Origin of the sequence: Paraglaciecola aquimarina (genome assembly GCF_032464635.1) — a bacterium.
Lineage (GTDB): Bacteria > Pseudomonadota > Gammaproteobacteria > Enterobacterales > Alteromonadaceae > Paraglaciecola > Paraglaciecola aquimarina.
Genome location: NZ_JAWDIO010000002.1, coordinates 4,364,211 through 4,383,009 on the forward strand (window position 1 = coordinate 4,364,211; position 18,799 = coordinate 4,383,009).

At 41.0% G+C, this 18,799-nt stretch carries 17 protein-coding genes and 4 pseudogenes; 8 read left to right on the plus strand and 13 right to left on the minus strand.

Annotated features, from left to right (window positions below):
- Positions 1–77: 77 nt before the first annotated feature.
- The 5 genes from RS130_RS21645 (at position 78) to RS130_RS21665 (ending at position 4,372) form a co-directional block, all read left to right on the plus strand.
- Positions 78–1,853 carry a glycoside hydrolase family 2 TIM barrel-domain containing protein gene (locus RS130_RS21645; RefSeq protein WP_316027649.1) on the plus strand — a complete coding sequence of 592 codons (1,776 nt, stop codon included), beginning with the start codon at positions 78–80 and terminating at the stop codon, positions 1,851–1,853.
- A complete protein-coding gene (locus RS130_RS21650; protein WP_316027650.1) occupies positions 1,754–2,656 on the plus strand; it encodes a DUF4982 domain-containing protein in 903 nt (300 codons plus the stop codon). The genes RS130_RS21645 and RS130_RS21650 overlap by 100 nt, the downstream gene beginning before the upstream one ends.
- Positions 2,656–2,985: a LamG domain-containing protein gene (locus tag RS130_RS21655; RefSeq protein ID WP_316027651.1), complete on the plus strand. Its 330-nt coding sequence runs from the start codon at positions 2,656–2,658 to the stop codon at positions 2,983–2,985. The genes RS130_RS21650 and RS130_RS21655 overlap by 1 nt, the downstream gene beginning before the upstream one ends.
- A complete protein-coding gene (locus RS130_RS21660; RefSeq protein WP_316027652.1) occupies positions 2,922–3,530 on the plus strand; it encodes a family 16 glycosylhydrolase in 609 nt (202 codons plus the stop codon). The genes RS130_RS21655 and RS130_RS21660 overlap by 64 nt, the downstream gene beginning before the upstream one ends.
- A 110-nt stretch (positions 3,531–3,640) precedes the next feature.
- The gene (locus RS130_RS21665) at positions 3,641–4,372 is read left to right on the plus strand and encodes a 3-keto-disaccharide hydrolase (RefSeq protein WP_428982824.1); all 732 of its coding nucleotides are present in this window, start codon (positions 3,641–3,643) and stop codon (positions 4,370–4,372) included.
- Between the two features lie 218 nt (positions 4,373–4,590).
- On the opposite strand, the gene recA is transcribed toward RS130_RS21665, so the two are convergent.
- From recA to trmJ, 13 genes and pseudogenes are all read right to left on the minus strand, one after another.
- A complete protein-coding gene (gene recA, locus RS130_RS21670) occupies positions 4,591–5,616 on the minus strand; it encodes a recombinase RecA (protein ID WP_316027653.1) in 1,026 nt (341 codons plus the stop codon).
- 128 nt (positions 5,617–5,744) lie between these two features.
- A complete protein-coding gene (locus RS130_RS21675; RefSeq protein ID WP_316027654.1) occupies positions 5,745–6,233 on the minus strand; it encodes a CinA family protein in 489 nt (162 codons plus the stop codon).
- Between the two features lie 318 nt (positions 6,234–6,551).
- Entirely contained in the window at positions 6,552–7,157 is a 606-nt protein-coding gene (locus RS130_RS21680) for a sulfatase/phosphatase domain-containing protein (RefSeq protein ID WP_346433351.1), read from the minus strand.
- Positions 7,154–8,236 carry a sulfatase-like hydrolase/transferase gene (locus tag RS130_RS21685; protein WP_316027656.1) on the minus strand — a complete coding sequence of 361 codons (1,083 nt, stop codon included), beginning with the start codon at positions 8,234–8,236 and terminating at the stop codon, positions 7,154–7,156. Before RS130_RS21685 ends, RS130_RS21680 begins: the two co-directional genes overlap by 4 nt.
- Before the next feature lie 598 nt (positions 8,237–8,834).
- Positions 8,835–9,173: an ISC system 2Fe-2S type ferredoxin gene (gene fdx / locus RS130_RS21690; RefSeq protein WP_316027657.1), complete on the minus strand. Its 339-nt coding sequence runs from the start codon at positions 9,171–9,173 to the stop codon at positions 8,835–8,837.
- Positions 9,174–9,233: 60 nt separating this feature from the next.
- Positions 9,234–11,092 (minus strand): annotated as a pseudogene (gene hscA, locus RS130_RS21695) (Fe-S protein assembly chaperone HscA).
- Between the two features lie 27 nt (positions 11,093–11,119).
- A complete protein-coding gene (hscB, locus tag RS130_RS21700; protein ID WP_316027658.1) occupies positions 11,120–11,638 on the minus strand; it encodes a co-chaperone HscB in 519 nt (172 codons plus the stop codon).
- Between the two features lie 22 nt (positions 11,639–11,660).
- Positions 11,661–11,984: an iron-sulfur cluster assembly protein IscA gene (iscA, locus tag RS130_RS21705; protein ID WP_316027659.1), complete on the minus strand. Its 324-nt coding sequence runs from the start codon at positions 11,982–11,984 to the stop codon at positions 11,661–11,663.
- 20 nt (positions 11,985–12,004) lie between these two features.
- Positions 12,005–12,385, minus strand: coding sequence for a Fe-S cluster assembly scaffold IscU (gene iscU / locus RS130_RS21710; protein WP_316027660.1), 381 nt, complete (start codon positions 12,383–12,385; stop codon positions 12,005–12,007).
- Positions 12,386–12,461: 76 nt separating this feature from the next.
- Positions 12,462–13,685: an IscS subfamily cysteine desulfurase gene (locus RS130_RS21715; RefSeq protein ID WP_316027661.1), complete on the minus strand. Its 1,224-nt coding sequence runs from the start codon at positions 13,683–13,685 to the stop codon at positions 12,462–12,464.
- 12 nt (positions 13,686–13,697) lie between these two features.
- On the minus strand, positions 13,698–14,186 hold the full coding sequence (gene iscR, locus RS130_RS21720; RefSeq protein ID WP_316027662.1) for a Fe-S cluster assembly transcriptional regulator IscR: 489 nt from the start codon (positions 14,184–14,186) through the stop codon (positions 13,698–13,700).
- A 105-nt stretch (positions 14,187–14,291) separates the two neighbouring features.
- A pseudogene (cysE, locus tag RS130_RS21725) lies at positions 14,292–15,102 on the minus strand (serine O-acetyltransferase).
- Positions 15,103–15,113: 11 nt separating this feature from the next.
- Positions 15,114–15,841 (minus strand): annotated as a pseudogene (trmJ, locus tag RS130_RS21730) (tRNA (cytosine(32)/uridine(32)-2'-O)-methyltransferase TrmJ).
- A gap of 310 nt (positions 15,842–16,151) precedes the next feature.
- Between trmJ and suhB the strand changes: the two are divergent.
- The 3 genes and pseudogenes from suhB to RS130_RS21745 all read left to right on the plus strand — a co-directional run bounded on the left by suhB (position 16,152) and on the right by RS130_RS21745 (position 18,794).
- A pseudogene (gene suhB, locus RS130_RS21735) lies at positions 16,152–16,932 on the plus strand (inositol-1-monophosphatase).
- Between the two features lie 201 nt (positions 16,933–17,133).
- On the plus strand, positions 17,134–17,982 hold the full coding sequence (locus tag RS130_RS21740; RefSeq protein WP_316027663.1) for a response regulator: 849 nt from the start codon (positions 17,134–17,136) through the stop codon (positions 17,980–17,982).
- An 11-nt stretch (positions 17,983–17,993) separates the two neighbouring features.
- Positions 17,994–18,794 carry a GGDEF domain-containing response regulator gene (locus tag RS130_RS21745; RefSeq protein ID WP_316027664.1) on the plus strand — a complete coding sequence of 267 codons (801 nt, stop codon included), beginning with the start codon at positions 17,994–17,996 and terminating at the stop codon, positions 18,792–18,794.
- Positions 18,795–18,799: the final 5 nt, after the last annotated feature.

Genomic DNA, 18,799 nt, shown 5'->3' on the forward strand with positions numbered 1-18,799 from the left:
TGTTAAAAAAATTAACATTCTGTAGTGCGCTTTTTACTCCATGAATAAGCGCAATTTATTAGCGAGAGTTGACCTAAATGAAAACCCTAATCCTTCTTGTAGCCTTGTCATTTCTGAGCATGAGTTACACAGTGACAGCCAGTTCCAATGCCCAAGTAAGACACGTTTATGACTTTAATTTTGACTGGAAATTTCATTTAGGCGATGTTGAAAGCGCTTTTTTGCCAAATGGAATAACCCCAAATAACCCGGCATGGAAAACAGTACGAGTGCCACACGACTGGTCGGCGTATTTACCTTACACTCAGACAAAATCGGCCTCTAGTACTGGTTTTAAAGCGGGCGGGATTGGTTGGTATCGAAAACAATTTAAGCTTAGTCAAGATGAACTAAATAAAGTCATTTGGCTCGAGTTTGATGGGATCTACAATAATTCACAAATTTGGATCAACGGCCATTTTGCTGGGCAAAGGCCCAGTGGCTACAGTAGTTTCGCCATCAATGTCTCTGAACATGCAGTAGCCGGTGAAAATTTAGTTGCTGTTCGTGTTGACCGCACCGCATACAACGACGCTCGCTGGTATACAGGCTCAGGGATATATCGGGATGTGCGTTTAGTCAAAACCAACGCTAACCATATTGCCCACTGGGGCGTACAAATATTAACCCCAGACGTGTCCGATAAAAAAGCTAAACTAGCCATCAATACTCAACTAAACATATCCCCCGCGAGTTCATCAAACTTGTACTTGGATATCAATATTCTAGACAACGCAGGCAAAGTTGTCGCTAAATCGAGCCAGAGGATAAAAGGTAAAGGTCGGCTAGCGATTGATAGTGAAATATCCATTAAACGTCCTTTACTGTGGACGTTGCAATCCGCCAATTTGTATTCAGCTGAAGTGGTGTTGCGTGAAAACAGATATCCCTTAGATAATACCCAGCATACGTTTGGAATTCGTAGTATTAACTTTGACCCCAACAAAGGTTTCTTCCTAAATGGAGTGCAAACCAAAATTAAAGGCGTGAACTTACACCACGACGCAGGCGTTGTTGGTGCCGCTGTGCCTAAAGAAATCTGGCGTTATCGTTTACAAAAATTGCAATCTATCGGGGTCAATGCAATACGCTTATCGCACAATCCGCACTCGCCAGATTTGCTAGACTTAGCAGATGAAATGGGCTTGTTGGTCATGGCCGAAATGTTCGATGACTGGTTAAAACCCAAGGATAAAAGCGTGGTATTTTTAAGTGACAACGCTGGTAAAGGCGATGCTGTTAAATCTTACACTGAACATTTTTCAGAATGGGCAGAAACTGACTTATCTGACTTAGTAAGAAGAGATTTCAACCACCCATCGGTAATCATGTGGAGTATAGGCAACGAAATTGAGTGGACCTATCCCTACTATCAAAAATCTCTGGTTTATGCTCCTGGCGATAGTGATTATCACAAAGCTCCACCTCTTTATTTACCTCAAGAAATTAAAGAAAAATTCAATAAAAACAAAGGTTCAGAGCCAGATCAATTAGCATTAACGGCGCAGTTTTTAGCTAAGGTAATAAAAAAAATAGATACATCACGCCCTGTCACATCTGGGTTAGTGATCCCGTCAGTAAGTTACGTCAGTGGCTACACCGACGCCCTCGATGTAGTGGGTTTTAATTACCGAAGAAAAGAATATGACATCGCTCACCAGACATACCCAAACAAACCAATCATTGGCTCTGAAAATTGGGGAACTTGGCCTGAATGGCAAGCCGCATTGGAGAGGAGTTTGTTCCGGGCATTTTTGTTTGGACAGGTTTTGCATACAAAGGTGAAGCGGGCCCGTGGCCTCGTAAAGGCCTAGAAATATCATTTTTTGATTATGTGGGCAATAAAACCCCAAGAGGCCATCAGTTCGAAAGTTTTTGGCTCAACCAACCTAAAGTTTATTTGGCCACTATTGAAGCTGAAAAATCTGAATATCAATATGACTCAGAACAAGGTTGGCTATTCACTGAGCGAACCAATCCAAACAAAAGAATGCAGTGGTTACGCAAATGGGAATGGTTTAACGTTCGCGAAACCTGGAATTACCCAGCCAACCAAGATGTGATAGTGCACGTTTATTCGAATACAGATGAAAGCGAGTTATTTTTAAATGGTCAATCTTTAGGTAAACAACGAATCACCGATGACAATGACCGCATTTTATTTTGGCAGTTGCCCTTCACAGCCGGTGAGTTAAAAGTGGTGGGGTATAACAATGGAGTTAAGCAAGCAGAGTACAGCTTAAATACACACAGTGAAGTAGCGGCCATCAAGCTATCCACCAATAAAAAACAGCTTAGCGCCGATAATTATGATGTGGCCCATGTCAATGTAAAGTTAGTAGACAAGAACGGTTTCACGGTTAACGCCCAAGCCCATAAAGTCAACTTTGCACTAAGTGGCAATGGCCAAATGCTTGGAGTGGATAACGGCTGGGAAATGAACGTTGAAAACGCAATTAAAGAAAATGTTCAGTCTTATTTAGGTAAGGCAATGGCAATAATTCAAGCCACTGATGAACCAGGTAACATCACCCTAACTGTGAGCTTAGACAATGGCCTATCGAGTTCCATTACCTTAATCAGCAAAGCAGTCACATCAAAAGAAGGAGGTAAATAATGAAACAAAATCTTCTTAAATTAACGTGCATGACTGGCATCCTTGTGCAATCAACATTAACACTGGTGGTTGCACAAGAATTAACGATACCACCACCGGGTTATACAGACGTGATAAAACGGTCTGACTTCGTTAAACGCCAAAATAGTCAGTTTCCTTTGTCTGACCAAACCAATAAAGGCAAGTGGACGTTAAACCAACAATTTACTGATGAGTTCGATAGCCCAGAACTTAACACTAAGCGTTGGCACCCAACCAATCCATCATGGAAAGGACGGCCGCCTACTTTTTTCATGCTGCCAATACTAAGCTTGAAAATGGTGAATTAGTGATGCGCATCAATCAGCACGGAGATACCAAGCTGCCAGAAGGTTACACCCACACCTCTGGCTTTATCAAATCTAAGCAAACAATCCTATATGGCTATTTTGAATCAGAAGCAAAATTAATGGACGCGCCTTGGGTATCTGGGTTTTGGTTAACAAATGGCACTAAACAGTGGTGGACCGAAATAGATATTGCCGAGAACTGCCCCTGTGTAGATGGACAACGGCATGATATAAATAGCAACGTGCATGTATTTCGTTCACCGAAAGAGCATGGCAATGTCAAAAAACACTTTTCAAAATCTAAAAAGTACTACCACCCAGACGAAATTCAAAATGATTATCACGTGTGGGGCTTAGAATGGAATAAAGATGTGATCCGGTTTTTCATTGATGGCGTCATGTTTAGAGAATTAGAAAACACACACTGGCACCAACCGCTAAGCGTAAATTTAAATAACGAGTCAAATAAATGGTTTGGTGCGTTACCCGACGATAACCGTTTGGACCAAGAATATAGAGTAAAATACGTCAGAATTTGGCAATAGCGTTTATTAAATTTAATTATGGAGTTACGTTTTAATATTTACTTTAGGATTATCAAAAGAGTTAACGATAAAGTAGACTGTTATAAAAACATCAAGGATTTATTAAAATAATGAAAAAACTAGCTGCTTTGATGGCTTTCACCACCGCATCAGGAATAGCCATTGCCCAAAACACCAACGACATTGATCCCAAGTTAACAGAAGTGTGGGATCCTGTTCCGCCAGTCATTACACCATCTCCCGTGCCATCCGATGCCATAGTACTATTTGATGGCACTAACTTAGATCAATGGACAGGTAAAAATGGCCCAGCAAAATGGACAGTAGCCGACGGAGTAATGACCGTAGCCCCAAATACTCATGGCATCACTTCTAAAGAAAAATTTTGTGATATGCAATTACATGTGGAATGGCGCTCTCCACCGAAAGTACCCGGCAAGAAAGGCCAACAAGTAGCTAATAGTGGGATCTTTTTACAAGGGCGCTACGAAATCCAAGTACTGGACTCCTATCAAAACCAAACCTATTCAAACGGTCAGGCTGGTTCGGTTTATAAGCAAAGCATTCCTTTAGTAAATGCCATGAAACCTACAGGCGAATGGAATACCTACGATATAATTTATAAGGCGCCTACTTTCACCGATGAAGGCGACGTACAAAGCAAAGCCTATGTCACAGTGTTACATAACGGTGTATTGATCCAGAATCATACCGAAATTCAAGGTGGAACCACTTACCGAGGAAAAGCCTCTTATAAAAATGCTCATGGCTGTGCGCCAATTTATCTACAAGATCACGGCAACCCTGTCAGCTTCAGAAATATCTGGGCCAGAAAACTGTAAAAACGCTTTTAGATAATCCACAAAAAAGCCTAGAGCATGATCAATGCACTAGGCTTTTTTATTGACCATCAAGCAATATTGACGGCCATCAAATTCACAGTTGTAAATAACTAACCTAAGTTCTGGATAAGAAGTATCGTTTAGGCTAAACAATCCAACACAGCTAGACGCAAAAAGAGCGTTATCGAGAGGTTTGGCTTATCTAGGATTCAGGTTAACTAGTCTTCTTTACTCACACTTTCTTCAGTTGCTGCAGGCTTAGCCAATAACAAGGCTCGTAAACGAGTGTCAATGTCTTTGGCCATTTCTGGGTGTTCTTTAAGGTAAGTAATTGAATTTGCTTTACCTTGGCCAATACGTTCACCATTGTAGCTGTACCAAGCACCTGCTTTTTCAACCATTTTATGAGTCACACCTAAATCGATCAACTCACCATGGCTGTTAATCCCTTCCCCGTACATGATTTGGAATTCGGCTTGCTTGAAAGGAGGAGATATTTTGTTCTTCACCACTTTCACTCGCGTTTCATTGCCGACAATTTCATCACCGGCTTTTACTGCACCAGTACGACGAATATCTAAACGAACAGAGGCATAAAATTTAAGCGCATTACCACCAGTAGTCGTTTCTGGTGAACCAAACATTACCCCAATCTTCATCCGAATTTGGTTGATAAAAATCAACATAGTATTTGATTGCTTCAAGTTACCTGTTAGCTTACGCATTGCTTGGCTCATCATTCTAGCCGCTAAGCCCATATGTGAATCACCAATATCGCCTTCTATTTCAGCCTTAGGAGTAAGGGCGGCTACCGAATCCACCACTATTACGTCAACCGCACCAGAACGGGTCAACATGTCGCAAATTTCTAATGCTTGCTCACCGGTATCGGGTTGCGACACCAATAATTCTTTAACATCAACACCTAACTTGGCAGCATAAATTGGGTCAAGGGCATGCTCTGCATCAATAAAAGCACAAACTTTACCGTTACGTTGTGCTTCAGCGATCACTTCAAGGGTTAGCGTTGTTTTACCACTTGATTCAGGGCCATAAATTTCAACGATACGACCAAGGGGTAAACCACCTGCTCCTAATGCAACATCCAAACCTAATGAACCTGTAGAAATAGTTTCTACATCCATAGATTTGTTATCGCCTAATTTCATGATAGAGCCCTTACCGAATTGTTTTTCAATTTGGCCTAAGGCGGCGCTTAACGCTCTGGTTTTATTCTCGTCCATCAGGTTGTCCTTCATGGTTATGCTACAAACCAAAATGCTTTTTCTATGGTTTGAGTCGTACAGTAGTTATGGCAGAAGTATACTGTATGGTTATACAGTTACAAGTGGAATTTAAAAAAATTTGGCTTTTACGCAGTTTTAAGCAACTTTACCGTATTTGATAAAGCAAACTCTATGGCTTTCATCCTAACAGCTTCGCGGCCTCCATTAAATTGTTGTTTTTTAGTCACCACTTGGTCTCGTACAAAGAACCCAAACCAAACCGTTCCCACTGGCTTATCGGCTGTGCCACCATCTGGCCCGGCAATGCCACTAACCGAAATAGCCACATTGGCGCTAGCTTGTTGCGCAGCGCCTCGCGCCATTTCTTCTACCGTTTGGGCAGACACAGCACCATATTCAATCAAGGTATTTTGTTGTACCCCTAACATTGCTTGTTTAGCCTCATTGGAGTAGGTGATAAATCCTTTTTCAAACCACTGAGAACTGCCAGCCGTACTCGTAATAGCAAAACCGACCCCACCGCCTGTACAAGATTCCGCACAACTGATATGCCACCCTTTGGCAAGTAATTGACCACCTAATATTTGGGCCAAATTGTTAATGTCTTCAGTCATAGGTAGCCTAATCAAGTTTCTATAAAATATAAAAGTACAATATTATGCCGCTAATTGTTATTTACAACCTACTACTTTTCATTTTTTATGGATGGACTAACCAAAAATAATTCTATTTGTACTGACTTGATGGAGAGGACGGCTCGCTAAATCAAAATCATTAACGAAAACCGCAGCGCTAACACAATACAAGGCAAAAGCCCTTTTCGCTTTTAACGACAAGTTCATTTTTTGTTAACTCGGCAAGCAGTTTGAATTCAGCTAAAACATAGCAAAAAACAACGTGAGAATTAGCTATAAAAAATCAAAGAGCCTTAATTATTGGCTCTGGATTTTTTGCTTCACTTTAGATTTTCTAGCTCTTTCTGTATCCCGCTGCATGAAAGTACGAGAACCCTGAATTTCGCCATTTGCGTCTGGTGTTCTCAGCCACTCTTTAGGAAATTTCGCTTCTTTAGAACGTGTCGCTTCACGTAATACTGCTCCAGTTGAAAATCGCTCAGTATAGGGGACGGTAGTTTGACCTTCGTTATTGACTAACTTGGCAAATAACCTTTTTCTTAGATCAGCGATGATCGACAAATAACGTTCATCGTGGATCAAATTGTGCATTTCTTTAGGGTCGTTTTTGATGTCATACAGCTCTTCTGTATCCCAAACACCATGATAAGTAATAAATTTATAATCATCAGTACGTAAGGCAAACGTAGTAGGCGTACTCGGGTAGTTAAACTCCCAGTAATATTCATACAATAACTCATCACGCCACTCAGCTGTTTCTTGGTTTTTAGCTAAAGACAACCAGCTTCTTCCTTCTAGCTGTTTAGGCATATTTTTGACCCCAGCGATATCTAAAAAAGTAGGGGCAATATCAATGTTAGCGGCGATTTCATCGACCTTAATATTTTCCGCAATTATGCTCAGTGACCACGGACTAACAGAGGCACTCGCATTGACTCTTCATAGGCATTACGCTTATCAATTAAACCATGCTCGCCAAACATAAATCCATTATCTCCCATTAATACCACTATAGTATTGTCGTCATTGTCAGTTTTTTCTAACCAGTCAAAGATCCTTCCCAATGAATCATCAACCGCTGATAACGCTCTGTGATATTGCATTTTGTAGGACTGCACATCTAAAGTACTGTGGTAAGGAAAGTCCACTCCATGCCAGCTATTTCGCTGATTTTTTACCCATAGAGGTTTGCCTTCATAATTTTCTTCAGTATTGGCTTGAGATAAAGGAATTGGGATGGTACTTCCTTCATATTGGTTTTCATGACGTTTGGCAGGAGAAAAATCAGCGTGTACCGCTTTGTGAGATAAATATAAAAAGAATGGTTTATCGGTCTTTTGTTTATTAAGCCAATCTATTGAGTAGTCAGTTAACTCATCCGTAATATAGCCTTTTTGAGGTACACGTTTCCCATCTACATTTAAAGTGTAAGGTTGGCCATTTTTTAAAGTAGAAGGGTAATACATCCCCTGCCCAGTAAAACTAACCCAATGATCAAAGCCTGGTTGAGGGGCATCTTTTGCCCCTTTCCCTTGAGACTCTCCCATATGCCATTTACCCACAAAAGCGGTGCTATATCCTGCTTGTTGCAAATAACTTGAGAAAAATGTGGTGCCCTCTTTAGGCGGTTTATTGTTATCTACCACTCCATGATTATGCATGTATTGCCCGGTTAGAATTGACGCTCGGCTAGGTGAACATAATGCAGTGGTTACAAAAGCATTCTTAAAATGGGCACCTTCAGTGGCCATTTTATCCATATTAGGCGTGTCTATCACCGAATTCATAAAACCGAGTTCGTCATATCGTTGATCATCTGTGAGTACAAAAATAATATTCGGTTGTTTTTTTGGAGACGGATAATTATCAGAATTTGCTTGAACAGCAGCGCTGCAACTGGTCAACATCAGTAAACAGGAACCAAATGTTAGCAAATCTGATAATGTTTGTTTGAATTTTCTAACTGTAATTTTATTTATCATTTAATCTTCTCGTAAGTAAAAACGATTGAGTGTTATGTGACCTAAGGTTAAATCTGATTATGCAAAAAAGTATCCCTCAACCTTAAGAATGTGTATCAAATTGTCGCAAAAATATTCTTATACCAGCTAAATCAGTGCTTGTTCAGAGTAAAGACATCCAAAGTCTACAGGGCCGTCGCCACTTTTAATCGACTAGTCCCCGAATAAAGCACACATACAAGTTAACAAACATTTAAACAAAATGTACATTGTAATTTACGTGAGACAAAGGGAATACTGACGCCATCTGTTTTATCCAAAAGAATCAACAAATATGCGTTTCAATTTCACTACACTCCGTGTTATCCATCCTCTTCTCGTTATATGTGCCTGCAATCTTTACAATAAGACAGTTATCGATAAGCTAAGATTAACGCCCGATTATTTGTCGTCGGCTCAAATGGGGCAGGCACTAAAAAGTCAAGAAAAGACTCATGGCAAATTCTAGTCACACTATAAAGTTAGTGGCAAAAACTTATATCATCACGCTGGCAAATACAAAAAAGGGTAATAGCATCACTGCTATTACCCTTTTTAAAAGTGCATCAATTTTAAAAGACTAGTGGCCTTCGCTGACCATATTGACTGTGTATTTAGGAATTTCAACGACTAGATCTTCATCTTGAATAATGGCTTGGCAACCTAGTCTTGAGTCTGGCTCTAGTCCCCATGCCTTATCAAGCATATCTTCTTCGAGTTCATCACCTTCGTTTAATGAATCGTAACCCTCACGAATAACCACGTGACAGGTAGTACACGCGCACACTTTTTCGCAAGCATGCTCAATTCCAATCCCATTTTTTAAGGCTAAATCTAAAACAGATGTGCCTTTTTCACCTTCTAATACTGCGCCGTCTGGGCACAATTCATCGTGGGGTAAAAAGATTACTTGTGGCATAGTTAATTCCTAATATTCGATAATTTAATTTGTTCAACGCTATTGGCAATCATTGCTCGATTATATTTTTTCTACTGATTGTCCAGAAAACGCTTTTTTAATAGATTGATCCATTCTACGTTCCGCAAATACTTGGCTTAATTTATCTACGTTTTCTATGGCGACTTTTATGGCTTCTTTGTCAGTACCTTTCGCTATAGTTTGCAGTTCAGTTAACCCAGCTTCAATAATTTGTTGCTCTTCCGTTGATAGTAATGCTGCATCTGCGTTTAGTGCTGCTTGTAGCGTTTCATGCACTCTCGCCGCTTCAACCTGTTGCTCTTTCAACATACGGTCTTGCATGTCGCTTTCGGCATTTTCCATTGACGCCTTGAGCATTTCGGCAATCTGGTTATCTTCTAGGCCATAGGACGGCTTCACTTGAATTTGAGCTTGCACCCCCGTAGATTTTTCCATGGCGCTCACACTTAGTAACCCATCTGCATCTACCTGAATGTCACCCGAATGTGGGCAGCACCAGCGGCCATCGGTGGAATACCTTTTAGGGTAAACTTGGCAAGAGAGCGACAATCTTTAACTAATTCACGTTCACCTTGTACTACGTGTACCATCATGGCCGTTTGACCATCTTTAAAAGTGGTAAACTCTTGGGCTTTAGCAATGGGGATTGTGGTATTGCGATGAATAACTTTTTCAGTTAGTCCACCCATGGTTTCAATCCCTAATGAAAGCGGTAACACGTCTAACAACAACATATCACTATCAGGTTTATTACCCACTAAAATATCGGCTTGAATCGCCGCGCCTATGGCGACAACTTTATCCGGATCAATGGATGTTAATGGCGTTGTTTGAAAAAACTCACCGACTTGTTTACAAACATAAGGCACCCGAGTTGAACCACCAACCATCACCACTTCAATAATTTGCTCTTTTTCAAGTTCGGCATCTTTTAGCGCTCGTCGACAAGCGCGTAATGTATTCTTAACCAGTGGCGCTATCAGTTTCTCAAAGTCCTCGAGTGTTAGTTCAATAGACTGCATTTCATTGGCATCATCAGCAAAGCTCACGGTAACGTTAGCTGCAAAACTTAGAGCCTCTTTTGCTTCTTTGGCCTTATCTAACAACGTTCGGTGCAGGCGTTTAGATAACGCTCCCTGTTGATTAGTTTGCTGGCGAATATATTCTACTAAGGCCGCATCAAAATCATCACCTCCAAGAGCAGAATCGCCACCTGTAGAAAGCACTTCAAACACGCCCTTACTCAAACGCAAAATAGAGATATCAAACGTACCGCCACCTAAATCATAAACGGCAATAATACCTTCTTGGCCAGTATCTAAACCGTAAGCGATAGCGGCGGCTGTCGGCTCATTTAATAAGCGCAATACATTTAGTCCAGCTAGGGTAGCCGCATCTTTTGTACCTTGACGTTGACTGTCATCAAAGTAAGCTGGCACTGTTACGACTGCACCTTGGAGTTCGTCACCTAAGGTGAGTTCAGCACGTTGCTTTAACACCTTGAGAATTTCAGCGGAGACTTGAACGGGGTTAACTTTGCCTGACACCACTTGCATTTCTGGTGAAGAAGAGTCGGTAAATTGGTAAGGTAAATTTGGATAAGCTTTAGCAATATCCTCTAGCGAGCGCCCCAAAAATCGCTTGGCTGAGACTATGGTGTTAACTGGATCTGCACTCGCTTGCTTCATTGCCGCTTCACCCACCACCGTACCTTCGGCTAGATAATGAACCACTGAAGGTAATAAATGATGACCATCTGGATCAGGCAAAGTCGAGGTTTCGCCACTACGTACAGTGGCAACCAGCGAATTAGTCGTACCCAAATCGATACCAACTGCCAGTTTACGTTGATGAGGAACGGCACTTTGGCCAGGTTCAGAAATTTGCAATAATGCCATGATGTAATTCGTTCTTTTTTTGTGAGGTTAAACGTCGCTGAGGGCTTCTTCTTTTAGCGCTATCTCGGTACGCATTTTATATAGAAATTTTAGCTTACGAACTAATTCAGCTGCTTGCTGATTGCCATTTTGTGCGAGATAGGATGCTAATTGTCTTAACTCTTTAGATATTTCTTGACTGATTGTATCGTCTAGAGCTTCCAGTGCATCTAACGGATCACTTTGATACGCTATTTCAGCCAACTCTTCACGCCACTCCATTTGCTGCATTAAGAATTGTGTATCTTTTACCGTTTGCTGCTCGTGTTGAAGATCAAAACCTCTTAGTTCGAGCAGATATTCAGCTCGTCTTAAGGGCGATTTCAACATAGTATAGGCATCGTTCACTTGTGCATTTTTTTGCACCGCAAGCAGCTTTTGCTGTTCACTGCCTCCGGCAAATTTATCAGGGTGAGTTAAACGTTGAAGTGTTTGGTAAGTTTCAGCAACACCTGCAAGGTCAACATCGAATGATTCAGGTAAATTAAACAACTCAAAATAGTTCATTAATATTGCGCAAACTTACAGGTTATACGTTGAAACTTTCACCACACCCACATTCGCCATTGGCATTTGGGTTGGTAAACTGAAAACCTTCATTTAAACCATCTTTGGTAAAATCTAAATGAGTGCCGTCTAAATATACTAAGCTTTTACCGTCGATAATGATTTTAATACCATTGTCTTCAAACACTTGGTCATCGTCATTTACTTCATCAACAAACTCAAGTACGTAAGCTAATCCAGAGCAACCAGTTGTTTTAACACCTAGGCGCAAACCAATTCCAGACCCTCTATTCTCTAAAAAGGTACGGGCTCTTTGAGCGGCGGTATCAGATACTTTAATTCCCACTGGTTACTCCTATCGACTGATTAAACTTGACGGCTTTTGTAATCTTCAACTGCTGCTTTAATGGCATCTTCTGCCAATATTGAACAGTGAATTTTTACTGGCGGCAATGCTAACTCTTCAGCAATATCAGTATTGCTGATAGCCGTGGCTTCATCTAAAGATTTGCCTTTCACCCACTCAGTAACGAGTGAGCTAGACGCGATAGCAGAACCACAACCATAGGTTTTAAACTTTGCATCTTCAATAATGCCATTAGCATCAATTTTAAGTTGTAACTTCATTACATCGCCACAAGCTGGTGCACCGACCATACCAGTAGCAACACTTGGATCATTTTTATCGAATCCACCTACGTTACGAGGGTTTTCGTAATGATCGATTACTTTTTCACTATAAGCCATTGTCTTTACCTCTGTTGATCTGGATTAAACATGTTAACCCAGCAAAATTTTAAATCTGTTACGTCGCTGTACAATCTTAGTGGTGTGCCCACTCAACTGAATTTAGGTCTATACCTTCTTTGTACATATCCCATAGTGGCGACATTTCACGTAACTTATCAATAGCGTTACGGATGACACCTACTACATAATCAATTTCTTGTTCTGTAGTAAAACGACCAATAGTAAAACGAATTGAACTATGGGCTAATTCATCATTTAAGCCTAAAGCTCTTAATACATAAGACGGCTCCAAACTTGCCGAAGTACATGCAGAACCTGAAGACACAGCCATATCTTTTAATGCCATGATCAGGGATTCACCTTCCACATAAGCAAAGCTCACATTTAAGTTACCGGCGATTCTATGTTCCATATCACCATTTACGTAAACAGCTTCAATGTCTTTGATACCATCCCATAAGCGATTACGCAGTGATAAAATACGATCATTCTCGTTGTGCATTTCTTCTTTAGCAATTCTAAAGGCTTCGCCCATTCCGACAATTTGGTGAGTCGCCATAGTACCTGAACGCATTCCTCGTTCATGACCGCCACCGTGCATTTGTGCTTCTAGACGAATACGAGGCTTACGTCTAACATACAACGCACCAATACCTTTTGGTCCATATGACTTATGGGCAGAAAAAGACATCAAATCAACTTTCAATGTTTGTAAATCAATATCTACTTTACCCGTACTTTGGGCAGCATCCACATGGAATAAAACTTTACGCTCACGGCATAACTCGCCAATTGCAGCGATATCTTGAATGACACCGATTTCGTTATTTACGTGCATAATACTGATCAAAATAGTATCTGGACGAATCGCTGCTGTTAATTTATCTAAGTCGACTAAACCATTTGGTTCAGGATCTAAATAAGTAACTTCGTATCCTTCACGCTCTAACTGACGGCATGTGTCTAACACGGCTTTATGTTCAGTCTTCAGGGTAATCAGGTGCTTACCTTTTTTACCGTAAAAATTTGCCGCACCTTTAATAGCAAGGTTATTAGATTCTGTCGCACCTGAAGTAAATACAATTTCTCTAGGATCTGCGTTAATCAAATCAGCGATTTGGTTACGGGCAATATCCACCGCTTCTTCAGCAACCCAACCAAATTTATGCGACCTTGACGCAGGGTTTCCAAATACACCATCAGTGGTCAAACAGTCAGCCATTTTTGCTGCCACTCTAGGGTCAACAGGTGTAGTTGAAGAATAATCCAAATAAATTGGAAGCTTAAGTTCGCTCATTTTTTACTCCGCTTATAACTGCAAGCTAATATTAATATCGCTCAACGCTATATGATTAAGGTTTTTATTTTTGTCTTGTCGGTCAGCAATTTGTTTTACATCTTGCTGTTCCATTAACTCACCCAGTGTAATGCCATCAAGAAACACACTAATCCGTTCGCTTAAACCTTCCCACAAACTATGTGTAAGACAACGAACGCCGCCCTGACAGCCTCCTTGTCCTTGGCATTTAGTAGCATCAACTGACTCATTTACCGCTCGAATCACTTCACCAATTGAAATTTCACTGGCTTGGCGGCCTAATTTATACCCGCCACCGGGACCACGAACACTATCAACCAAGTTTTCTCGGCGCAGCCTAGAAAACAATTGCTCTAAGTAAGAAAGTGAAATTTCTTGGCGTTCAGAGATATCAGCTAATGACACAGGACCACGTTGAGAGTGTAAAGACACATCCAACATAGCAGTGACAGCATAACGACCTTTAGAGGTTAATTTCATAACGCAACCCAAGATTAAACATGGGAGAATTTTCACATACCCGACTAATTTAGTCAAGTATATAACCTAGTAAATTAGTCAAGTACTTGGCCTACACATCTACAATCAAATGTGTGGGTCAAAAGCCTCACTGGCTTTCTGTATATCCTTTGCTAACTCATTATCAGTAAAGTCTTTTAACTCTAGATTAGGCAAGGCTTTACCACAGACATCACCGCCCATTTTATTGATCTCTTTACACATTTCTTCCACTTTGGTGTCAATAAGATGCACATGATCAACCATCACGCCAATAGCCTGCGCGATAGGATCTGGGTTGTCAGTAGCGACTGCGTAAGCATCAAAGCCATATTTTTCAGCAATTTTTTCGCGATGGCCGTTAGTGGGGGCTTCAGGTTTTTTCTGAGATACCACTACTCGTCCAGTAATACCAATAACAGTTGCCCCTTCAGGCACGTCTCGCACAACTACCGAGTTTGAACCGACTTTTGCACCTTTACGCATGGTAATAGGGCCCAGAACTTTCGCGCCTGCGCCTATGACGACATTGTCTTCTAACGTTGGGTGACGTTTACCGGCATTCCAACTTGTGCCCCCTAAAGTTACGCCATGGTACAAGGTCACATCATCGCCTATTTCAGCGGTTTCTCCTATTACAACCCCCATTCCATGGTCAATAAAAAACCGACGACCAATGGTTGCGCTCAGGATGAATTTCAATACCGGTTAACCAGCGAGAAAACGTCGATATAGTACGCGCCAGCCAGTACCAGTTATTTTTCCATAACCTATGACTTAAACGATGAAACCAAATCGCATGTAAACCCGGATAGTTAGTTAAAATTTCAAAGGTGTTACGAGCAGCAGGATCTCGATGAAATACACTTTTCACATCTTCTTTTAGAGTTTTAAACATGATTACTCTTTTTATCTGGTCAATTTATCCACCGAGGCTAAAATACCCCGTAAAATATTTAATTCTTGGCTTTCTGGTCGTGCGCGGTTAAATAAACGTCGCAATTTAGTCATGACCATACCTGTAGGTGTTTAGCCACGATAAAGTTAGTTTTTGCTAACGTTTGTTCTAAGTGCTGATAGAACCCTTCCAAATCTTCAGATAAAGGATATTCATTGTCAGATACTTGCCCAGACAAGGGATGTCGAGTCGCATTCAAATAAGCCATGCGTACTTCATAACATAGGGTTTGCACTGCCGCCGCTAGGTTTAACGAACTGTAATCTGGATTGGCAGGAATACACACATGAAAATGACACTGTTGTAATTCCTCATTACTCAAACCATTATTTTCTCGGCCAAAAACTAACGCCACGGTATAATTGGCTACTTCTGAAATGAGCTTTTCACCACACTCTCTTGGCTCTAACATGGGCCAAGACAAGGTACGTGAACGAGCACTGGTGCCTATGACTAAACCACAATCGGCAACAGCTTCGGCTAAAGTAGGCACTATTTTAGCATTTGCTAAGACATCACCCGCCCCCGCCGCTAATGCGCTAGACTTACCATCTGGTGGTGAAACAGGATCGACCAACACCAATTGGCTTAAGCCCATGGTTTTCATTGCTCTGGCAGCAGAGCCAATATTGCCTGTATGCGAGGTATTGACCAATACCACCCGGATATTTTCTAACATAATGATTTTGCTACCTGAGCCCTATAAATTGAGGGCGCGGATGATAGCACAATTTACCCCGTTATTTAGCCCATAACCTTTAACTTGTTTCGATCTTTTATAGTTAATTTAGGGATAACTAGCTACCGCTAGTATTTACGCTAGGTGTGTTGAAGGGCGATGTAACGTACCTAAAATGGAAATTAATGCAGATTCTAATTGCTAAATATATTGGCTTTGGTACACTGCGCGGCGATTTTTTGTTCGACTTTTAGGCGTTTGTTTAACGAGTCGACTCATTTACTGTTCTTTTAAAATTGGTGGTTTAACTATGCATCCTATGCTGAATATAGCGGTCCGTGCTGCGCGCGTCGCTGGCAATATCATTGTAAAAGGGTTTGAAAATCAAACCGACTTACTTACTCAAGCAAAAGGCGATAACGATTACGTTACTCGCATTGACAAAGAAGCTGAACAAGCAATTATTCATAAAATTAAACAGTCTTTCCCTGAGCATTGTTTTGTGGGAGAAGAAGGCGGCATAGTTGAAGGTAGCGAAACCGAGTTCAAATGGGTGATTGATCCATTAGACGGCACCACCAACTTTATTAAAGGCATTCCCCACTTTGCGGTATCCATCGCACTCATGCACAAAGGTCGCCTTGACCAGTGCCGTGGTTTTTGATCCAATACGCGGCGAACTATTTACAGCAAGTAGAGGCGCTGGCGCTCAGCTAAATGGCTTTAGAATCCGTTCAAGTAAAGCCAAAGAGCTTAGCCAAACTATTCTCGCCACTGCTTTTCCATTTAAGGACAAAACGAATTATCCGCAGTTCCAAGAAAATTTCAGTAAAATTTTCATGCAAGCTGGTGACATTCGTCGCTCGGGTTCAGCAGCATTAGACTTGGCCTATGTCGCATCTGGGCGTTACGATGGTTATTGGGAGCAAGGCCTCAAACCTTGGGATATTGCTGCAGGTGAATTGCTGGTTAGAGAATCTGGTGGTTTGGTCACCGATTTTGCAGGAGGTAACGATCCTATGCACAAAGGTGAAATTGTTGCCGGTAGCCCGAAAATTGTCCAAACGTTGGTCAAGCATTTAAAGTCATAGACTGGCGCAAGTAGCCCTACCAAAAGTTAAGTAAGTAACCTTCAGTTTCTTGCTTAACTTATTCATATTCATTCAGAATATATTATAGTTCTTTAGTAGCACATTTGGTGTCATTTGTTGACCTAACAATTATCTAACAGATAGAATGTTTTACGTCGTATACGCTACGATATAACAAAACAAATAAAATGTTGGTGAGCAATGTCGAATCAAAGCTTCGAAGAAAAGTTACAAGAATTACGCAATTTTTTCATATCGACTACACTACCGGATTACATGCAAGCTATTACATCTCGTTGGCAAAAGCTTCAACAAGACTGGGATCAAGAAAGTTGTAGAAAATGCATATTCGAACTGCACAGTTTAAAGGGTTCAAGTGGCACTTTAGGCTACGATCAAATCAGTGACGTATTAAACCAATTCATCAAAAACTTAAGAGCGATTGATGCCAGTAGCCAACCTCCTAGCAAATTGCAACTAGTTGAGCTAGAAGTATTGTTTGCGAGTTTAACATTCTCGCATCAGGCATTGTTAAATAAACGCCAACACCCAACCGATCGTCACGCAATAGCCGCACCTAAACATAGTCTTCGCCCCATAACTTTGAATCCTCAAGAAATTAAAATATTAATTGTAGAGCATAAGCAATCAGAAAACGCCAGCATACAGAAACAATTGGCCGAGTTTGGATTTGATACCCACCATGTGCATTCATTAAATGAAGCCAAAGTTTACGTAACGCAATACCCTGTAGAGCTCGTCATGCTTGATCTAGCGATACCCAATGTCGCTGCTGATGACATTTATCAATTCGCCGCCAGTTTAGAAGAGAACGATATTCGTAGTTTTATCGTTTCTGAACACGATAATTTTGAATTGCGCCTTGGGGCAGTCAATGCAAATGTAAGCAATTACGTGATAAAACCATATCAAGTTACTAACTTGGTAGCCAAAATTCGTAGTGCGTTATTACTCGACATGATGCGACCGTTCAAAGTTCTATTGGTAGACGATCAGCCCTTGTGGCTAGCTATTTCAAATCCACACTAGAACATCACGAAATGGAAGTGAATATTCTAAATGAGCCCAGCCAGATACTTGAAGCACTGGTTGACTTTGAACCTGACATATTTTTACTCGATTTATACATGCCTAAAGTCAATGGCCTAGAATTAGCTAAAATAATACGTCTGCTTGATAAGTACGATTCTATACCAATCGTATTTTTGACGTCTGAAAATAGCATGCAGACGAAATTACAGGTGTTAGAGTGCGGTTGTGATGATGTGCTATCAAAAAATATCGCGCCCGATATTTTAGTTAAACAAATAGTCAGCCGCTTGAAACGCGGGAAAACGATAAAATATTTACATAGCCGCGACAGTTTAACTGGACTATTAAATCACGGCCAAATTATGGAAGCGGCCAACAATGCTTTGCAACAAGGTGAAAGACGGGGCTCATCAACCGTCATCGCTATGATTGATTTAGATCACTTCAAACTAGTAAACGACCGTTACGGCCATGCTGCTGGCGACAAGGTAATAATAGGTTTAGCTCAGCTTTTATTGCAACATATGCGACAAACGGATTACATTGGACGCTACGGAGGTGAAGAATTTCTAATAGTCTTTCCTGACGCCAGCATAGACGCAATAGAGAGAAAAATTAATCGTATAAGAGACATTTTATCTACACTACAATTTAAGCACGGCGACAGCAACATCTGTGTCACCTTAAGTGGTGGCATAGCCAGTTCTGACAATTTTGACTCCATGGCGAGCATATCAGCTGCAGCAGATAAAGCTTTATACTCCGCCAAAGAAAAAGGCAGGAACAACATTCAACTAGCTAAGATATAGAAACA